The sequence below is a fragment of the Lactobacillus gallinarum genome, from assembly GCF_002160635.1.
Taxonomy (GTDB): Bacteria; Bacillota; Bacilli; order Lactobacillales; family Lactobacillaceae; genus Lactobacillus; species Lactobacillus gallinarum.
In genome coordinates, this window is the sequence record NZ_NFKZ01000034.1 from 1 (window position 1) to 19,067 (window position 19,067).

A 19,067-nucleotide genomic window follows, 5' to 3' on the forward strand; every position below is an offset into this window, starting at 1 on the left:
CAAGATTCCTGACTATCGGGCAAGCACATGCCAAAGGCTGCTTCAAAATGAGATTGACAGACATCCTGCCTGGTTTAAATCGATCACGTTTGACAATGGCTCTGAGTTTGCGGATATGACCAAGATCAAAGGCTGCCAGATCTACTTCGCTCATCCATATTCTCCATGGGAAAGGGGCACCAATGAGAACTGCAATGGTCTTTTGCGTCAATTCTTCCCTAAGGGCAAGAGTATGAAAGACAAAACAAAGGCTTATGTTGAACAGGCAACCAATGCCATTAACCACAAACATCGCCGAATCCTCCAATATCAGACAGCAGAAGAACTCTTCAAGCAATACATTTCTTCATAGCCTAACTGTTGCACTTAATTTGACAATTCAGGATCAAAACGTATTCCACATTAGCCAAATCAACGCCCTTGACACCGAGTTCTTTATTCCAGTTAACAGCCACACCACACATGAAGATGTTAGCCACATAAAGTGCAGTCATCATCACCATGGCAATGATTAAACCTTTTGGATAAGTCTTTTCTGGTTTATCGACAGAATCAATTACCCCTGAGGTTGTTTCCAAACCGCCATAAGCAAACAATGCATAGACGATAAATGAAACAACCGCAATTGGTGATTGGAATGATGGATTAGGTGAATGTACCAAATTTTGTGCAGTAACTGGTTCAGCTAATTGTCCATGATTCAAAATGAATACAAACAATGAAACAACAGTAAAGCCAATAGCAATTGCCAAAGTAAAGATCCCACCAATATTATTGATCGTCTTTATTTTATCAATTCCCTTTGCTGCACAAAAAGTTACTACAGCTAAGAAAATAACTTCCAAAATTCCCAATAATTGAGTCGAAGATAGAGCCCCTAGATGCCAGCTTTGCGTTGTATCATGACCAAATACGGCCGTTGAGACAGATACTAAGAAGAACTGCGTGGATGAAACTAGCCACACAACCCAGGCTGAAAGCCAAATGAACGTTCCGATAAATGCTACTTTTTCATTAGTTGATCCTTCAAGCCAAGAAAAGATTCCTCCTTTTATTCCTTTAAATGCAGCACCATATTCCGCAAAAATTAATGCAGATGGCAAAAAGAATAAAATGGCAGTCACAATATACCAGATAATACTTGCGTACCCCATCTGATAAAAGGCTGTTAGCGAATTACTAAATCCAAAAATAGAAGAGAAAATCATCAAAACTAAGCTTCCTAGCTTAATCTTGACGTGATTATCTTGCTCCATAAATAAAAAACAACTCCTTTTTTAAACAAACATTTACTATTATGAACTTTTATAAATATAAATTCAAAAGAAGCTGTTATATCCTATTTAATTTTTTGACGTAATAATTCTGGTCTTTGTGCTAATTCCGCATATAAGTACGAATCATTGACACAAATCCCCTCAAATTCGCGACCGGTATGAAAATGTCCACTAGTTAGTACTTTACCAGCACGATTTGTTTTAAATAAATAATCATTGAAGGCAAGATAAATTTGCTTTCTCTTTTTATCACATGCGATACCTTGTACTGGCGAATTATTACGCATAAATTCACCTTTAGTTGCACCGATCTCAACGGGATGCCAACTGTTGCCGCGGCGAGCTACCTCCCAATATTCGAAGCGGTGCTCGGTTGCACTATGATAGACTGCAATAAATTTTTTATCATTTACAAAGACAGCGTTATGAACATAGCGACCATCCTTAGCTGATTTATTCCAAATCTTGAAAGTCCAAATTCGTTTAATTCGCAAATCTTTTTTACTAATTTGCATAATTTCTTCAGACTGAACGCTATGACGAAGCAAATGGTCATTAGCAATTGCATAAATATACCTATCTGTAGCACCAAATGCTTGACCATGCCCTAACTTAATATTAGGACTAACTTTGACCTCGGAAGCTAATCGCGTGAATTCTGCCCAAGGAAGCCATGGCAACTTTTGCATGACATAGCGATTAGGGACGTGATTAAACTTATAGGCCACAATATGTGCACGGGTATTATGTGGTGATTCATACATCGTCGCATACATTGAACCATTTGAAATAGTTACACCTTCAGGCACAGGACCTACCACCCCAATTTTTTCGCCATCTTGGCTTAAAGTTGCAGGTTGATAGAAATATGTCTTTAATCTAAAAGGCTTGCTTTTTAAAACGTGTGGCTTGGTTTCTGGTGCATAACTTGCTCCTTTGCCCCAATTGCCGGAAGTTTTGTAATGCTTAAACCAGCTGCTTGCAGCTTTTCCCGCTTGCTCCGTTTTATTGGCCTTAGCAACGCCTTCATGAGCATTACTTCTTACCTCAACTACTGTATGTGCACGAGCTTTACCATAAGAAAACTTTATTTTATGCTTACCAGCATCGTTAGATAACACTTCATCTTGCGATGCCTTAACTTTATCAAGATCTATCACGGTTCCTGTTGAGTCTGTAGCGAAGTTAATTGCATCCCTTGTAGGAAAACTATAATGTGAATTCTTAACTAAACTAACATTTTTGGCAACGTCAATTTTATCTCTCAAGAATGCTCGTTGATTAAGCCAGCCAGCTTTGTGACCATCAATCCAAACGTAATAATACTTTGACTTTCCAACTTTTCTCACAGCATTTGCTTGAAAATTGCCATATTTAAAGGTACGTGCCAGACCCATACTTCCTGCTGGACCCTTACGCGTTAATTTTTGATAAATTCGATAATTACTATTTTCATTAATCATCTTAGGTTGAAATGAATCTAAACTTTTAGCTAAAACCGTTCTTGGTTTAACTAAAAAAATCATCATTAAACTCATAATGATGAATACTTTTAATTTCTTCATTAAATATCCCTCCACTAATAATCCCAGTTATCTATTTTAAGAAAATAATTTCATTACTCAATACAAAAAAGCCGGGATTCATGAACGAATCTCGACTTTTTGTTATTTCGTGTTTAATTTTAGTTTTCTACGATTAAGCTCTTAAGATCATCTGATAACTTAACTGGTGCATATTTAGCACTAACTAACTTAACAGCACTTTGCTTTACATAGCGCTTCTTGCCAATATAAACATATCTAGTCTTACCATGCTTAACGATCATTGATGACTTAAACTTCTTACCCTTCTTGATCTTCTTCTTAGAAGCTTTGAAGTAGATCTTCTTGGACTTCTTAGTCTTCTTGTAAGCGTAGTAAATCTTTGCACCCTTCTTTGACTTAGGAGTTACAACGATGTACTTTAAATCTCTGTTATTGTAAGCATCTTGGATTGCTTTAGCATCGCTTTCAGCTTGCTTTACCCATTCATCTTGAGTTGGAACTTTAGTTGAAGCAGTTACTTCACTTGCTGGAATAAAGATCATGGCGCTTTGACCATCAACTGTTTGAGAATCAACGTAATATGCAGATAGTTGTTGACCTTCTGAACCTTGAGCAGTTGCTGTAAATGGTACTGAATAATATACTTGAATAGCTTGACCCTTAGTATAAGTTGAAGCTACTGGCTTAGTCTTACCATCTTTTGTAACAGCTAAAAGAGTTGGCTTATCACTATTAACAGTAACAGCTACTGATCTACGCTTAACGCTAATAGTGCCCTTTTGGGCTTGTGCATTGGTACTTGCAGTTTGAGTTGTATCAGCGGCATGTGCAGTTTGACTTAATACAGCACCGCTACCAGCTAAGCTAGTTGAAAGCATCACAGCTGCAGCTAATGAAGTAAATAATTTTTTAGTTTTCATATTAATCTCCTAACTTAAACTCTTATAGTTTCATTATAACATTCATTATTATTCATCAAAATACAAATCCAACTATATTTACATCTTAATTACTAGCAAATAATTGTCCGATTATTTCCATATCTTCTGCTTGAATTTTAATATCTGCTTTAGGTTGTTCCTTCATCGCATCTGCTTCAATCAATGGAATAATTCTCTTTTGGTTAAAGTAACTAATAACCAAGTCTATGACACTAACTTTATATTTAGTTGCGATTTCTGCTAAAGCATCAATATCTTCTCTAATCGAAATCTCAACTTGCATTTTATGCTCACGAGCTAGATTAATTAATACTGGATCTTCGTAGTTTAATTGCATTACTACTGGCTTAACTTTTTCTTTAAGCAATTCACCTAAACTATCAGTAGTTGCGTCGGCAACGCCTAAACACTTAACCCAGCCTTTACACTTTGCTTCTTCCAATTCATGCCAAATTTCCTGATTACGTTTTTGATCATCACTCAATTTTAATAAGCAAAGATCGGGACGGCTGTTAATTAAATTAGCCCTAACTGTAGCAAAATAATTGCGTAATTCCTCACGGGTCTTTACATCCTCTGAAATCACAGTTTCCAAAAAGAGCTGTGGTAACTTTTTTCGCATGTGCATTTTTTGATCAGCAGTCTGTTCAATCAATCGAAATCCTGCTGCCACGGCTTCATTAAAAGTTTGATCATTATCAACCTGCACACCAACTTTAGGTATTAAGCTACCATCATTTAGTACAATTGCTTCATCAAAAATTGACATCAAAATTCATCCCTATCCCAGCTCAACATAAATCTTAATTGCTTCTTTAAGGGTTTGATATACCGTAGATACGTGCAAGCTATGGGCTAAAAATTCTTCTTTTTCAGCTCTAGTCATATCTGAATCAAAGAAAACCTTAATCTTCATTTCAGTAACCACAGATTTGCCATGGTCTAATTTTTCTGTTTTAGCTTGATTTTCAATACGAAGATTTTTAATACCAAGATGATGGATTTTATTAATCATTCCTGCAGATATTTCAATGCAAGAATTAACGCTGCCGCACAAATATTCAACTGGATTAGGTCCTGCATTGTGCTTATCATCACTTACATCACAAATAAAGCTATGGTCACGAGCATCACTCTTAATCTGCCATTCTGTATCTTCAAGTTTAGATTTTACTAAATAGTCACTCATAATATTTTCCTTTCTCTGTTAATGGTGATCAATTGCTCCATTAAGTCGCTTGCGCCAAATAAAGTAAACTACTAACATCAGAGGTACCAATACCAAATCAACCCAATAAAAATATTTAACCGGCAATACGCTGTCAACTACCCCACTAATCATCGGGCCAAAGGACATTGCAACGTCCAATCCCAAGTAAAAAGTAGAACTGGCTAAACCTTGCTCCTCAATGGGGGCAAGCAATAATGCCGTAGACTGCAAAACGGAATAAATAATACCATAGCCCAACGCCATTCCAGCAGCAGCTAAGGCCATTTGCCAGTTATTATTCATCACTGCCAATAAAAAGATATAAGCTGCAGTAGACACCAGACTAAGCCAGAACCACACACCAAAACGAACAGTATCAAAATACCGCTTTAAACCTATTCTGATTACTAATAAGACTAACGCATAAATCAAAAAGTAACTACCAACAGCGACAGTTAAATGACGCTGTTCAACATAAGTCACAATATCAGCCTGCGTAATAAAATAAGGCATCCCAAATAACGTGGTTAAAATTGCGACTGGCAAAACGTTCATCTGTATAATCTTAAAGTGCTTTTTCTGCGTCTGTCCTTTTTTCTTAAGTGGCAAAGCATGATTGCCAACAAACTGAATCGCCACAATCATCAAAAAGGCCGCAATCGCTGCAGCAATTAAACTTTCACGATAACCAATTTTTTGATAAATATTAATTGAAAGCGCTGGTGCTAATGCCATAGCTAGTGCATTCATTAAACCGTAAAAGCCCATCGCTTCACCTACGTGTTGACGCGGTACTAAAAATGCTAGCCAGGTTGTCATGCAAACAGTACACAGAACATAGCCCGTTCCGTTGATTAGTCTAAATAATAACAACAGTCCACTTGATGGCGTAAAAATATAGCCTAACACGCCAATCAAGATCAAAACACCGCCAATTAAAGACAAACGATACTTTGAAAATTTATCAGTTAAGTTACCTGCAACAGGGCGTAAAAACATGGCCGCTATACTCATAATCCCAACAATCACGCCGGCAAAGGCACTGCTGGCTCCTAATTTTTTAGCGTACCCATTAATCAGTGGGTTAACAAACATCGTGCTAAACATAAAGAAAAAAGATGCTGCCATTACTAAGACAACATCTTTGCTATAAATAGATTTTCTCTTAGTCAAATCAGTCCCTCGATTTCTATTTTTATTATACAACTATCAAGAAACTATTTGACTATTTTAAGACTAACGGTAAAAACAATGTCTTCGCCCTTGTAGCCAACTGAGATCTTGCCACGAAAAGCCTGTACTAACTCGCGTGCCATCGCGAGACCGATGCCAAAGCCGCCTTTTTTAGAATTATGCGATTCATCTTCTCGATAAAATCTTTCAAAAAAGTGAGTATAATTTTTGTTTTTGCCTTCTTTATAAGTATTGCTGATACGCAAAACAGCATTCTTGCTCAAAGGACTCTTGGATAATTCCACTCTAATTCTGCCATGTGGATCACAATATTTTCTAGCATTATCAAGTAAAATATTAATGATTTCTGCCAATGAATGCTTTTCAGCAATTACATTTAATCCTTCACGAATAGAAACCTGATATGTCAGGTCATTCTTTTTCATGATCGATTTAAAATCTTGAGTTGATTGTTCAACAATTTTTGAGAAATTAACTTTACTTAAAGTTAATTCTCCCATTTCACCCGCTCTAGCTAATGAAATTAATCGATTAACTAATTTAGTTAGCTTATCAACCTGTTCTTTGGTACTTTGATTCCATTCCGAATCATTACCTAACATTTCTTCCATTTCGGCATTAGCAGAAATCACCGCTAAAGGTGTCTTCAGCTCATGCCCCGCATTAGTAATAAATTCCTGCTGCTTGTGATATGTATCAATAATCGGCTTAATTGCTCTGCGAGAAACTAAGATTAGCACTAATGCGAATACAATTAATGCGCCAATTCCTAAAACCACTGCCACTCTGAACATCAACCAAAAACGATTATAAATTAAGGTCTCATTTAAAAAGACGATTAAAGTTTGACCAGCTGAATCTTTGGTAACTCTATAAGCATACTGATTTTGTCCCGCCTTAATATTTCCTTGCTTATTATGTTCAGCCAATGTTCTGCAAGTAATATCAGCAATTTCAGTATTTTTAATCTTATAAACGTTATTGTTATTAATAACCTTAACTTGATGGCTAGCATCAACTGTTACGGCAAAATAGCGATATTGATAAACAGCTTCAGGATTATATTTTCCCGCTAAAAAATTCCGATTAATTAAGTCATCCTGATTGCCAAAAGCCGGCTGTGCATTATGCGGTGAAAGATGACCCTCATTTTTTACTAAAGCGGTCAAAACTCGATTAATTTCATTTTGATTTTGAATACGAGTAATTCCTACCAAACTACCTAGTGTAATTAACAAAACTATCAATAAAGCAGCGACAGAAGCACCAATAAATTTCCAGCGAAATTTTTGAATCATCTTATCACCTACTTAACTAAGCTATAATTACCATCTTTTATTCCGTTAATCTTCACAGAACTTTGAATTGATTGCAATTTTTGTCTTAAATAGGAGACATATATCCAAACTATGTCGCTGTTTGCATCTTCGTCATTGCGCCATACATGGCTAAGTAATTCTTCAGTCGATAATTCTTTTCCTTCATTCAAAATAAAGTAATCCATCAACTGCGTTTCTTGTCCATTTAACCGAATGGAATTATGACTCACTAATTCTTGTTCAGACACATTCAGAGTAACATCACCAACGCTTACTTCATTAGGAGTAAAGTCATCCTCTCTTCTCTCCTTTGAACGCAGTCTAGCCAGCAATTCTTTTAATGAGAATGGTTTAGTTATATAATCGTCTGCCCCACTATCAAGGCCAGTTACTCGATCATCAATTTCTGACTTTGCGGTAAGCATTAAAATATATGACTTATCACCACTTTTTCTAATTTTTTTTAAAGCGGTAATTCCATCCATTACCGGCATCATAATGTCCAAGATAATGACATCATATGAATTTTCCTTAGTGTGTTCAACGGCTTTTAAGCCATTATCGACAGGATCAACTTCATAACCTGCCTTTTGCATGGCAACAGTTAATACTCTGAGTAGTTGTGGTTCATCTTCTGCGACTAAAATCTTCATTAAATAATCAATCCCCTTCTCTAATCAATTGTCTGATGGTTTGCATACTAATGTCACAAGATGCCAATTCATCAGCAACTCTTTTCAGTTCTTTACCAATCATTTCTGGATTCTTGATTTGATGTTTATACTTCATTTCATGCTCTAAGCTTGCCCAAGTATCCATGGCAATTGTTCTTAATTGTACTTCGACAAAATAATGTCCTGGAATATTACCATCGACATCTTGCTCGGGAACCATTACATCTAAAATCATATGATAAGAACGATAACCATTAGGTTTAGCATTAGTAATATAATCTTTTTCTTTCACTACACTAACGTTGTCCCATTTTTTAATGGCTGCAATGCAAGTGTAGATATCATCGACAAAATTGCAGACGATACGTAAACCAACGCTATCTCGATTTTCCCTTAAGGCAGAATTGGGCGTAAGTGGTAATCCCTTCCGTTGGCATTTATCTTCCATGCTCTTTTCGCTTTTAACTCGACCACGCAAGTGTTCATAAAGTCTTTCGTGATACTTTTTTTCATAATTTTGATTTAAAGTAGTAAATTGCTCCGTCATTTGTTTAAGCAATTTATCTAAAGCAGGGGTATATTCTCCGTAAATATTCAACATTTATTCCTTCTTCCTATATTCATCATAACAATGAAATTTGACTTTTCTTTGAAGGAACAATTACTAAGGAATTAAGATTACAAATGAAAAAGCATACATCGAATAATTATCGACATATGCTTTTTAAATTGAGAGAGAGTAAGAGAAAGGGTTTAGAATTTTATCTGTTCACCATTCACTAGCACTTGATAAGTTAAATCTTTCAAGTTTGCAACTAGTTCAGCTTTTCTAGTTTGTTCTTTATTCATACGGACGATTCGAATTTCATTTTCATTAGGAGTAGAAATATCAATTGAGCCATTCAAGTCAAATGCAGCTTCTGTATTTCTAAAAGTGAAGAGCTTGAGTAATGAGGCAACAACCGGACGTTGAATTTCTTTTTCAATCTCTGCTTTGCTGTAATAATGACGGTTGATATTTCTACCTTCTTTAGTTTCTTCCAGCAATTTAATATCATTCTTGCCAGCTAGCATCCCTACATAATAAACTTGTGGAATGCCTGGTGCAAAGACTTGCAAGAGTCGTGCCATGAAGTACTTTTGATCATCATCACCAAGAGCTGAATAAAACGTAGTATTGATTTGATAAATGTCTAAGTTATGATATTCAGCACTAGAATACTTCTTCTTAACGTTGGCACCAACTTTATATAGCTCTTGACTGGTATAGTCGATCTCCTCAGGAGAAAGGATATCACGCGCATCAACCACACCAATGCCGTCATGGGTATCCAAAGTTGTAAATTGCTTCATCGGGCATTTCTTAAGCCAGGCAGCAAGACGATTGCTCTTGCCAGAATACAGTGAATACAAAGTTACCATTGGCAAGGCAAAATCATAGATAAAGTAGCCATGCTTAGCAATCTTGAATGGCATTGAATAATGCTCATGAATTTCCGGTAAAATGGTTGCACCCTCGTCTGCAATATCGTCTTGAACTTGCTTCAATAAGTCCCAGATTTCTGGTTCAACGAAGAAATCATTGGTATCAAGTTTCTTAACTGCATAAGCAAAGGCATCTAAGCGAATAATATCTGCCCCATGTTTAATTAGGCTAATCAAAGTATCTTTGATAAACTTTTGAGTTACTTTTTGACGAACATCCAAATCAATTTGTTCAGGTCCAAAAGTGTTCCATAACTTCTCTTTGGTACCATCGGCAAAGGTTATTTCCTGATAAGGCGCACGGTCCTTACGCTTATAAATTAAATCAACATCAGCTTGAGTAGGACGGCCTTCAGGCCAAAACTTGTCCCAGCTAAGAAACAGCTTGGCATATGGACTTTTGTCTTTGTGCTCTTGAAAATCCTGATAATATTTAGATTGTCTAGAAATATGGTTAATCATGAAGTCAAACATCAAGTAATATTTTTCACCTAATGCTTCAACCTGAGCCCAATCACCAAACTTAGGGTCTACTGTAGTGTAATCAGTTGGCGCAAAACCGCGGTCACCAGTTGAGGGAAAGAATGGCAACAAGTGAATGCCACCAACTGCACCTTTTAAGTCATTTTCTAAAACTTCGTTTAATTCTGTTAAATTTTTACCCAAGCTATCTGGATAAGTAATTAGCATGACTTTGTTTTTGATTGGCATAAAATTCCTCCTAGTCTACCGCTTTGAAATGATACATGTAAGCCATAAAATCGCCCTGTTCAACTTGGTCATAAATTCCCAGGTTCATCAATTCATCGCCGCCATATACCTTATGACTTGCTTGATCTTCATATTGTTTATCAGGATCAAGACCAACTAGTTTAGTCTTAGTGAAATATGGTTGTGCACTTGCCATCACTTTTACCGTTGATAAAATTACTTCGTTTTTATCAGGTGAAACTGTTTCCCAAGCACATTGGTTGCTGGTTTGAGCAGATTTCAAACGATAGAATTTACCAAATTGCGTAACTTTTCTAATTTTCTTATATTCAGCAACTTGCTTAGCAACTGCTTTTTGATCAGTTACGCTTAATTTGGTCAGATCAAGTTCGTAGCCTAGATCACCCCACATAGCCACAATACCGCGTGTCTTAAATGGAGTGATACGTCCATTTTGTTCATTAGGACTAACTGAAACATGAGAAGTCATCATTGATTGCGGATATACCAAACTAGTACCGTATTGGATGCTTAAACGATCAATAGCATCACTATCATCACTAGCCCAAATTTGTGGATTATAGTAAGCCATCCCCGCATCAAAGCGGCCGCCACCACCTGAACAACCTTCAATTAATAGATCAGGATAACGATCAACAATTTTTTCTAGTAAATCATACAAGCCTAAAACATAGCGATGGTATACTTCGCCTTGTTCATCTGCTGGCAAATCAGCTTGATAAATATCAGAAAGATGACGATTCATATCCCACTTAATATAATCAATCTTGCCTGAATCAAGAATTCTTTTCATCTGTGCAAAAATATTATTACGTACTTCTGCTCGACCAAGATCAAGCAAGTATTGATTACGAGCTGGACTTGGAGTTCTACCAGGAACATGCATTAAGTAATCGGGATGCTTTTGATACAAGTCCGAATCAATCGAGATCATTTCTGGTTCAAACCACAAGCCGAATTTGAGTCCTTCTTTGTGAACATAATCCGCAAAATGATCTAGTCCATGAGGGAACTTCTTTTTAAATACTTGCCAATCACCTAATGAAGAATTGTCGTCATCACGATGGCCAAACCAACCATCATCAAGTACAAACATTTCAATGCCTAATTCTTTAGCTTTATCAACGATCGGCTTTAATTTATCTTCATCAAAATCAAAATAAGTAGCTTCCCAGTTGTTCACTACAATTGGTCGAACTTGATCTTTATACTTGCTACGCATAATACGATCATGAATTATACTATGGAAAGCTTGACTCATCTTATTCAAGCCTTGATCTGAATAAACCATTAATACTTCAGGCGTTTGAAAACTTGCTTGACTTTTAAGTTTCCAAGTAAAGTTGTAGTCATTAATACCAACTGCGATTCTAGTTTGTGCATATGGATCTTTTTCCACTTCAAACTTATGGTTACCTGAATAAACCAAAGCAAAACCATATGCATCCCCCACAAATTCATTTGTATCTCGATCAACTAGCGCGACAAAGGGATTCATTTGATGGCTCGAGGTCCCGCGAATACTTGAGCAAACATGAATGCCTTGATTAACCTTGCTACGCTCAACTCGTCTTTCATGAGCATGAGCACCAGGTAAAGTAATCATGTCAAAATCACGATCAACAAAGTCCATTTGCATTGATGCAATTTTTTCAACATTTACGACCTCTTTACCAGCATTTCTAATTCTGGTAGAACGTACAATTACAGGCCGATCTTGATAAATTGTATAGAACAAATCAAACCTAAGCTCACTGAATTTGTCTTTTAAAGTAATAATTAAAGTTTCAGCTTCATGTTTATCTTTAACCCATGAATGAGGTAATCCTTTTAATTCCGGTTTTCCAGGAATAATTTGATAACCTTCATAAATTAGAAAAACCGCATTTGAACCATTTGACTGCCGCACTATAGTAGCTGGTGTTCTAAAGTCCATTTCGCCTGCACTACTATATTCTTGTGGCAACGAATCTCGAGAAAAAGTTCGATCTAATGAACCAGGCAAGTTTCCTGAAAAACCACGATCTAATCTAGGATAACGCAACTCGCCATGATAACTTTTAATACTCTTGCCAAAGTATAAGTGACAAAGGGTACCGCCCTCTTCAACTGACAAAAGATATGAAATTTGCGCATTGTGCAGATGAAAAACTTTATTTTTTTCATCAAAGGTAATTAATTTTTTAGTCATCTTTAACCTCAATTTTCAACAGCTGCTTCAGTCTCAGGATCAAAGAAATGTGACTTGTTCATTTCAAAGCCCATCTTGACCTTATCACCTGGTTTGGCATAATCTCTTTGATCAACTTTTGATACCAAATCGGTGTTGCCGACTTTGCAGTAAAGTTGAGTTTCAGCACCTAATAATTCTGAAACGACAACATTAGCTTCAACTACATTATCAGGATATGTTTCTAAGAAAACTTCTTCAGTGTGAACATCTTCTGGACGAATACCAAAGATTAATTCTTTGCCGTCATAGCCTTTGCCCTTTAAGACTTTGAGCTTGCCTTCTGGTACTGGAATTTCAAAATCATGATTTTCTTTATCAACAATCTTACCGTCTTTTAAAATTACATGGAAGAAATTCATCGCAGGTGAACCAATAAATCCGGCAACAAAGACATTAGCTGGTTTGTTGTAAACTTCCATTGGCGTGCCAACTTGTTGTTGAATACCATCCTTAATTATGACAATTCTATCAGCCAAAGTCATAGCTTCGGTCTGATCGTGAGTTACATAAATAGTAGTAGTCTTTAATTGTTGGTGTAATTTGGCAATTTCAGCACGCATGGTAACACGCAGCTTAGCATCCAAGTTAGAAAGGGGCTCGTCCATTAAGAAAATAGGTGCATCCCGGACAATTGCACGCCCTAAGGCAACACGCTGACGTTGACCACCAGACAAGGCAGCTGGCTTACGTTTTAAGTATTCCTTCAAGCCCAAAATTTCGGCAGCTCTTTGAACTTTTTTATCAATTTCTTCTTTAGAAACTTTTCTTAGCTTTAAACCAAAAGCCATATTGTCATAAACCGTCATGTGCGGATACAAAGCATAGTTCTGGAAAACCATGGCGATGTCACGATTCTTAGGGGCAACGTCGTTCATCACTTTGCCACCGATCTTCAAGGTGCCTTTTGAAATATCCTCAAGTCCAGCGATCATTCTCAAAGTGGTTGACTTACCACAACCAGAAGGTCCCACGAAAACGATGAATTCATCATCTTTGATATGTAAATTGAAGTCCGTTACTGAATACTTGTCATTGCCATCATACTTTTTATATACGTGATCTAAATCTACCTTAACCATTGTTAAAAACCTCGTCTCTCTTTTTTATTTAACTGCGCCGTTACTCATACCAGCAATAATGTTCTTTTGGAAAATTAAGTAAACAATTGTAATTGTGATAATACCTACTACATATGATGCAAAACTTGGACCATAATCATTGAAGTATTGACCAGTGTAGTTGTATTGGAACAAAGGCAATGTCCACATCTTGGAGTCTTTGTTCAAAATTAACAATGGAAGCATGAAGTCGTTCCAGAACCACATTGCGTTGATAATTAAAGTAGTGGCATGCATTGGTTTTAATAATGGGAAGATGATCTTGAAGTAAGCGGTAATCTTGTTAGCCCCATCGATTTCAGCGGCTTCGTCCAAACTTTCAGGAACGCTTTGTTTAATGTAACTGACATAGAGGAATAATGTTTGTGGCACAGCATAAGTCAAGTAAAGAATGATTAAACCCCACATATTGGCTATGCCAAGTTTACTCATCATAACTGTAATTGGAATCATGATTACTTGGAATGGAACGAAGATACCGATGATTAACAAAATATACATCCAATTAAAGGCGGTATGCTTTGACATGTTACGTGCAATTGAGTAGGCAGCCATTGGAACAAAGATCATGACCAACACAATTGACAAAACAGTAATGACAATTGAGTTCCAGAAGTAACCCATTACCCCATCAGCAAACAATCTTTGGAAGTTAGCTGTGGTCCATGGATTTGGCCAAGCAAAGAAATGATTCATAATTTGCTTAGTCGTCTTGAATGAGCTTAAAAATGTGTAAAGCAGTGGAATGAGGATTAAAATCCCGCCGACTACTAATAAGGCATAATCCCAAAACTTCTTTGTTTTATTTTCTTTATCCATTTTGATACTCCCTTTTAATCAACGGCATACTTGTTTGAAATCTTAATTTGAATAAATGAAACAATTGCAATTAAGATGAACAAAACAATCGCAATGGCGTTCGCATAACCAAATGAGTTGTTGTTAAATGCGTAGTTATAAACTAACAAACCTAGTGAAGTAGTTGAGTTGTTTGGACCACCGGCAGTCATGGCAAAGATTTGGTCAAAAGCAGTCAAACCAGATTTCAAGGCTAAGATAAAGACCATTGAAATACTTGGAAGCATATATGGCAATTCAATGTTCCAAAAGATTTGACGATTATTAGCACCATCCATCTCGGCAGCTTCTTTAATTTCATCTGGAATACTTTGTAAACCGGCTAAGAAAATAATGATTGGCATCGCTACGCCTTGCCATAAGAGGACGAAGATCGTTGCAATTACCGCACCAGTATTAGTACCAAGTAAACTAGTTTGTAACCATTCAATATGAAGTGCGTTACCAATTGCTGGTAAACCATAGTTGAAAACTTGTTTAAAGATCAAGGCAACTGTCAAACCAGACAAAACTGCTGGGAAGAAGAACCAAGCTCTAAAGAAAGTCTGACCTTTAATCTTGGAGTTCAAAGCCCGAGCTACCAAAATACCGATTACAATTTCACCGACGATCAAGCAAATGGTTAAAATCGCGGTAAAACCAATTGATTTAGCAAAGTTTTGATCCATAAATAGCAACTTATAGTTGTTAATGCCGACAAATTTGTAGTTATAAGTTAAACCAGTCCAATTAGTGAAGCTGTAGAATGCACCTTGTACTAATGGAAAGTAGAAGAAAATTGCTTGTAAAATCAATGGGACGATTAAAAACAGCCAGCCCCAGTGTTTTTCAATAAAACTTTTTGATTTCATTTCTTAAATCCCCCTAGTTAGAAGCCTTCATTGGGTTAAAGAAGGTATTCATATCATTAACCATTTGCTGCTTATTACCAGTCATGAGGTAACTAGCCGTTAAGTTGAAGAAGTCATTTTCACTAGTCCAATCTTGTGCCAGCCATACCATGTCATGCTTGGTGAAGGCTAAGGTAGATAAACCGCCAAGTTGAGAGTCAATCCCCTTTTGCTTTACGCCTTTAACGGCTACTGGACTTCCGTCAACGTTGTAGTACTTTTGCATAGCTGCTGGAGTTGTCATGTAAGCCACAAACTTTTCGGCAGCTTTCTTATGTTTACTCTTAGATGAAATCGATAAGGCCAAGTCGCCTGAACCAACAGTCATTTCGTGTCCAGCTTTAGCTGCTGGGAAGGCAAAGGTTCTAACTTCAAATTTAGGCTTTTGTTGGTTGATCATTGGTAATGCCCAGGAACCATTTGGCATGATCAAGCTCTTGCCATTAGCAAATGAAACAACTGCGTCATTGTAACTAGCCCCACGCCAATTTGGTTGGGCGTTTTCACGTAATAAGTTCAATCTATTAAAATCTTTTTGAATATAAGGATTGCTTACCTTAATACTGTTAGGTGCTGAGAATCTTAACAATTTGTTGGCTTGCTTGGCACCACCAGTAACAGTTGCTAGTGACAATTGGTGATAACCATTCAATGTCCAAGGTTCGGTACCAGCTATGGCAAATGGTGCCTTGCCACTTGCCTTAATTTTCTTAACGGTCTGTTCAAATTCGCCCCAAGTCTTTGGTGGCTTAATGCCTAACTTCTTAAAGGCAGTTGCGTTATAGAAGAAGCCATAAACATTAGCACTAAGTGGTGCATTGTAGATCTTGCCGTTAATCTTGAATGAATCAGCATAATGATTCTTAATATTCTTGATATATGGGGCATGAGTCATATCTTCAAAATACCCTGCTTTAGCCCATTCTTGAAAATCAATATTCTGCGGGTAGATGTTAATGACATCAGGAATATCTCCAGATAACATTCTTGTCTTCAAAACCGTCCCAGCATTTGGCACGTCAACTTCTTTTACATGAATATCAGGATTCTTTTTTTCAAAATCTTTGATGATTTCTTTTAAAGTACCTGACATTTCTTTTTTCTGGTTGAAATACTCTATTGTAACTTTTTTACCAGATTTACTACTTTCTTTTTGACCACAAGCTGTTAAACTCAAAGCCATCGTAGCTATTAAGCCTGTTACAGCTAATCTTTTTAGCCACTTTTTCATAATTTCTCACTCCTCTGAAATCACATTTAGCTTTCCTTTTATCAGTAAGCGCTATCATGCTTTACACAAATATTATTACTTAATCCCTAATGCAAATCCATGGTCTGCTTTATATGTTCTTTGTCACTTTGTTTATTAAACATTTTGACATTTTTGCTTAAATAAATGCTGTATTGCTAGTATTCATACACTATGCTAGAATCCATGGTGACATGTAAAATATGATTTTTTATTGGAGGATTTGTCATTATGGATGGAGAATATAAGACACTAAATGACATTAGTCTAGAAAGCAATGTTTTGTTTTTTGGCAAAGAAAGCTGTTTACCCAACTATTTTTTTAGTGGTAATAACGTCAGACAAAACTATGTCATTCACTACATCATTAAAGGAAAAGGAACTTTCTCCTCAGCTAACCATCCAGCAATTCAACTGCAAGCCGGCGATGTTTTTATCCTTCCTAAAGGAGTTCCTTGTTTTTACAAAGCCGACAGCAAAGAGCCTTGGACATATTTCTGGATCGGTTTGTCCGGCTTAAAAATAGGTGCGATGCTCGCTGGATCTTCTCTGTCTACGCAACATTATTTACGCCAAGTTCAAAATTCTAATTTTTGCAATAGCTTATTCCAACTATTTGATGCGCTTCATCGGCCAACTAGTTTAATCAACGATATATTAATTGAGTCATTAATATATCAAACTTTCTACCACTTAGATTCAGAATATCCCATTAGAAAGAAGCGACCTAAAAACAATAGTCATTTCAAATTGAAATTAGCTATCAATTACTTAAATGACAATTATAGTGACCATAATTGTTCCGTTAGCTCTTTATGCAACAAGATCGATATCTCACGCAGCCACTTATATAACATCTTCAAAGCGGAATTTAACATTTCCCCACAAAAATACTTAATAAAAATCAGAATGGAAAAAGCAAAAAATAGACTAAAAAATACTCCAAGCTCCATTCAAGAAATTTCAGTTTCAGTAGGATATATTGATGAATTTACCTTTTCTAAAGCGTTTAAGAAGTATTCTGGCTTTAGTCCCAAAGCATATCGACAAATGGTTAGAACTGATTCTCATATTAAGAAGTAAAAATATACAAAAAACATCTCTGCTAAGAATAGTTCTAAACAGAGATGTTTTTATTATTACTCTTTACTCAAACTTCCAACTTACATTCCGCTTGAATTCTTCATTTGGTAATAACGTAATGCGCCCTAAATCGCTGCCTTCAGCCGGTGGAATTTGTGCTTCACAAGTAATTCCCGCATATTGGCCGAAATCAGCAGTGTACTTACCAGTATGATCAAAACCATTACCAGTATAAATAATCAATGATGGCGCATCAGTATTCACGGTCACCTTACGTTCATTTGAACTTAAAACAGCGCCAGGCCGATTGCCATTTAAAATAAATGGATGATCCATGCCTCCTCTGTCTTTGATTTGAGGATCGTCAGCTTCCAAAGCATCCCCTACACGCTTAGTCTTTCTAAAATCAAAAGCAGTGCCAGCAACTTCTTCCATTCCACGATCAGGCATTCCAGAGTGATCAACTGGCAAATAATAATCAGCATTCATTTTTAGCTTAAGATCTTTGATATTATCTTTTTCACCTAAGGTAAAGTAAACATGATTTACCGGATTAAAAATAGTTAATTGGTCACTCACCGCATTAATTGAATAATGCAAAGTATCATCATTGTCCAATTCATATTTGACATGAATCTTTAAATTGCCTGGATAATCATTATGACCATCTGGATCAAATAACGTTAAATCTACTCGTGCACTGTTTTCATCACAAGAAGGTTCAAAATCCCATACTTCAGTATCTGTACCAATTCCGCCATGAATGTGATTCTCACCTTCGTTGATTGGCAATTGATGAATTTCAAGACCATGTCTCCATTGACCTTTTCTGACTCTACCGGCAATTCGGCCAACTGTACCACCTAAATAATTTCTTTCTTGAGAATAATCAGCTGGTGAATTTAATGACAAAATCATATTCTTGTCGTTAAGCAAAACTTTTTCTAGAGTTGCACCATAGTTAAGTACCTTAACAACCATGCCGTTGTCATTTTTTAAACTAATTTCACAAAGATCTTTGCCATCTTTTCGACCATATTTATTAAAACTTGTTTTCATGTTCTCGCCTTTTCTTTTTTGTATTCGCTTTCATTAATATTATAAAGTATTTCTTATCAATAACATATGCGTTACCGGTAACAAAACATACTAATCTAGTGTTGGATGATTACTCGACGGAGTAGTCGTTCAACACTTTTTCTTTTACTATGTAAAGTGGAGATGAAGCCAATGCCGTGACTGCTTTGGACACATGAT

The 19,067-nt window shown here is 36.4% G+C and carries 17 protein-coding genes and 1 pseudogene; 2 read left to right on the forward strand and 16 right to left on the reverse strand.

Features of this window, described 5'->3' with window-relative positions; translation table 11 throughout:
• A partial coding sequence (locus tag B5E95_RS11005) for an IS30 family transposase (RefSeq protein WP_143437575.1) occupies positions 1 to 352 on the forward strand: 352 nt, incomplete at its 5' end.
• A 16-nt stretch (positions 353 to 368) separates the two neighbouring features.
• On the opposite strand, the pseudogene yjeM reads toward B5E95_RS11005, so the two are convergent.
• The 15 genes and pseudogenes from yjeM to B5E95_RS08955 all read right to left on the reverse strand — a co-directional run.
• A pseudogene (gene yjeM / locus B5E95_RS08885) lies at positions 369 to 1,256 on the reverse strand (glutamate/gamma-aminobutyrate family transporter YjeM); the annotation flags it as partial.
• Between the two features lie 83 nt (positions 1,257 to 1,339).
• Positions 1,340 to 2,842, reverse strand: a complete 1,503-nt coding sequence (locus B5E95_RS08890) for an SH3-like domain-containing protein (RefSeq protein WP_087236308.1) — start codon at positions 2,840 to 2,842, stop codon at positions 1,340 to 1,342.
• 119 nt (positions 2,843 to 2,961) lie between these two features.
• On the reverse strand, positions 2,962 to 3,744 hold the full coding sequence (locus tag B5E95_RS08895; RefSeq protein WP_087236310.1) for a hypothetical protein: 783 nt from the start codon (positions 3,742 to 3,744) through the stop codon (positions 2,962 to 2,964).
• 85 nt (positions 3,745 to 3,829) lie between these two features.
• Positions 3,830 to 4,534, reverse strand: a complete 705-nt coding sequence (locus B5E95_RS08900; protein ID WP_087236312.1) for an aldo/keto reductase — start codon at positions 4,532 to 4,534, stop codon at positions 3,830 to 3,832.
• A gap of 12 nt (positions 4,535 to 4,546) precedes the next feature.
• Positions 4,547 to 4,954: an OsmC family protein gene (locus tag B5E95_RS08905; protein ID WP_087236313.1), complete on the reverse strand. Its 408-nt coding sequence runs from the start codon at positions 4,952 to 4,954 to the stop codon at positions 4,547 to 4,549.
• 18 nt (positions 4,955 to 4,972) lie between these two features.
• Positions 4,973 to 6,148 (reverse strand): MFS transporter, encoded by a 1,176-nt coding sequence (locus B5E95_RS08910; protein ID WP_025005374.1) that lies wholly within the window; start codon positions 6,146 to 6,148, stop codon positions 4,973 to 4,975.
• A gap of 44 nt (positions 6,149 to 6,192) precedes the next feature.
• The gene (locus tag B5E95_RS08915; RefSeq protein ID WP_087236315.1) at positions 6,193 to 7,467 is read right to left on the reverse strand and encodes a sensor histidine kinase; all 1,275 of its coding nucleotides are present in this window, start codon (positions 7,465 to 7,467) and stop codon (positions 6,193 to 6,195) included.
• A gap of 8 nt (positions 7,468 to 7,475) precedes the next feature.
• A complete protein-coding gene (locus tag B5E95_RS08920; RefSeq protein WP_087236317.1) occupies positions 7,476 to 8,141 on the reverse strand; it encodes a response regulator transcription factor in 666 nt (221 codons plus the stop codon).
• Positions 8,142 to 8,148: 7 nt separating this feature from the next.
• Entirely contained in the window at positions 8,149 to 8,760 is a 612-nt protein-coding gene (locus B5E95_RS08925; RefSeq protein WP_025005371.1) for a GTP pyrophosphokinase, read from the reverse strand.
• 155 nt (positions 8,761 to 8,915) lie between these two features.
• Positions 8,916 to 10,358 carry a sucrose phosphorylase gene (gene gtfA / locus B5E95_RS08930; RefSeq protein WP_087236319.1) on the reverse strand — a complete coding sequence of 481 codons (1,443 nt, stop codon included), beginning with the start codon at positions 10,356 to 10,358 and terminating at the stop codon, positions 8,916 to 8,918.
• Positions 10,359 to 10,368: 10 nt separating this feature from the next.
• Positions 10,369 to 12,570, reverse strand: a complete 2,202-nt coding sequence (locus B5E95_RS08935; protein WP_087236321.1) for an alpha-galactosidase — start codon at positions 12,568 to 12,570, stop codon at positions 10,369 to 10,371.
• A gap of 8 nt (positions 12,571 to 12,578) precedes the next feature.
• Positions 12,579 to 13,691, reverse strand: a complete 1,113-nt coding sequence (locus B5E95_RS08940) for an ABC transporter ATP-binding protein (RefSeq protein ID WP_087236323.1) — start codon at positions 13,689 to 13,691, stop codon at positions 12,579 to 12,581.
• A gap of 24 nt (positions 13,692 to 13,715) precedes the next feature.
• Positions 13,716 to 14,549 carry a carbohydrate ABC transporter permease gene (locus tag B5E95_RS08945; RefSeq protein ID WP_056985564.1) on the reverse strand — a complete coding sequence of 278 codons (834 nt, stop codon included), beginning with the start codon at positions 14,547 to 14,549 and terminating at the stop codon, positions 13,716 to 13,718.
• A 14-nt stretch (positions 14,550 to 14,563) separates the two neighbouring features.
• Positions 14,564 to 15,439, reverse strand: coding sequence for a carbohydrate ABC transporter permease (locus tag B5E95_RS08950; RefSeq protein ID WP_056985563.1), 876 nt, complete (start codon positions 15,437 to 15,439; stop codon positions 14,564 to 14,566).
• 13 nt (positions 15,440 to 15,452) lie between these two features.
• On the reverse strand, positions 15,453 to 16,709 hold the full coding sequence (locus B5E95_RS08955; protein WP_087236325.1) for an extracellular solute-binding protein: 1,257 nt from the start codon (positions 16,707 to 16,709) through the stop codon (positions 15,453 to 15,455).
• Between the two features lie 249 nt (positions 16,710 to 16,958).
• Between B5E95_RS08955 and B5E95_RS08960 the strand changes: the two genes are divergently transcribed.
• The gene (locus tag B5E95_RS08960; RefSeq protein ID WP_087236327.1) at positions 16,959 to 17,810 is read left to right on the forward strand and encodes an AraC family transcriptional regulator; all 852 of its coding nucleotides are present in this window, start codon (positions 16,959 to 16,961) and stop codon (positions 17,808 to 17,810) included.
• A 63-nt stretch (positions 17,811 to 17,873) separates the two neighbouring features.
• Here the strand turns inward: B5E95_RS08960 and B5E95_RS08965 are convergent, their stop codons facing one another.
• Positions 17,874 to 18,869, reverse strand: coding sequence for an aldose epimerase family protein (locus B5E95_RS08965; RefSeq protein ID WP_087236329.1), 996 nt, complete (start codon positions 18,867 to 18,869; stop codon positions 17,874 to 17,876).
• Positions 18,870 to 19,067: the final 198 nt, after the last annotated feature.

What these genes read in the sequence shown, in the direction of transcription:
- B5E95_RS08905 (WP_087236313.1), bottom strand. Translation starts at nt 4,954, where the DNA reads ATGAGTGACTATTTAGTAAAATCTAAACTTGAAGATACAGAATGGCAG.
- B5E95_RS08965 (WP_087236329.1), bottom strand. Translation starts at nt 18,869, where the DNA reads ATGAAAACAAGTTTTAATAAATATGGTCGAAAAGATGGCAAAGATCTT.
- B5E95_RS08920 (WP_087236317.1), bottom strand. Translation starts at nt 8,141, where the DNA reads ATGAAGATTTTAGTCGCAGAAGATGAACCACAACTACTCAGAGTATTA.
- B5E95_RS08890 (WP_087236308.1), bottom strand. Translation starts at nt 2,842, where the DNA reads ATGAAGAAATTAAAAGTATTCATCATTATGAGTTTAATGATGATTTTT.
- B5E95_RS08940 (WP_087236323.1), bottom strand. Translation starts at nt 13,691, where the DNA reads ATGGTTAAGGTAGATTTAGATCACGTATATAAAAAGTATGATGGCAAT.
- B5E95_RS08935 (WP_087236321.1), bottom strand. Translation starts at nt 12,570, where the DNA reads ATGACTAAAAAATTAATTACCTTTGATGAAAAAAATAAAGTTTTTCAT.
- B5E95_RS08915 (WP_087236315.1), bottom strand. Translation starts at nt 7,467, where the DNA reads ATGATTCAAAAATTTCGCTGGAAATTTATTGGTGCTTCTGTCGCTGCT.
- B5E95_RS08895 (WP_087236310.1), bottom strand. Translation starts at nt 3,744, where the DNA reads ATGAAAACTAAAAAATTATTTACTTCATTAGCTGCAGCTGTGATGCTT.
- B5E95_RS08900 (WP_087236312.1), bottom strand. Translation starts at nt 4,534, where the DNA reads ATGTCAATTTTTGATGAAGCAATTGTACTAAATGATGGTAGCTTAATA.
- B5E95_RS08955 (WP_087236325.1), bottom strand. Translation starts at nt 16,709, where the DNA reads ATGAAAAAGTGGCTAAAAAGATTAGCTGTAACAGGCTTAATAGCTACG.
- B5E95_RS08950 (WP_056985563.1), bottom strand. Translation starts at nt 15,439, where the DNA reads ATGAAATCAAAAAGTTTTATTGAAAAACACTGGGGCTGGCTGTTTTTA.
- B5E95_RS08960 (WP_087236327.1), top strand. Translation starts at nt 16,959, where the DNA reads ATGGATGGAGAATATAAGACACTAAATGACATTAGTCTAGAAAGCAAT.
- gtfA (WP_087236319.1), bottom strand. Translation starts at nt 10,358, where the DNA reads ATGCCAATCAAAAACAAAGTCATGCTAATTACTTATCCAGATAGCTTG.
- B5E95_RS08945 (WP_056985564.1), bottom strand. Translation starts at nt 14,549, where the DNA reads ATGGATAAAGAAAATAAAACAAAGAAGTTTTGGGATTATGCCTTATTA.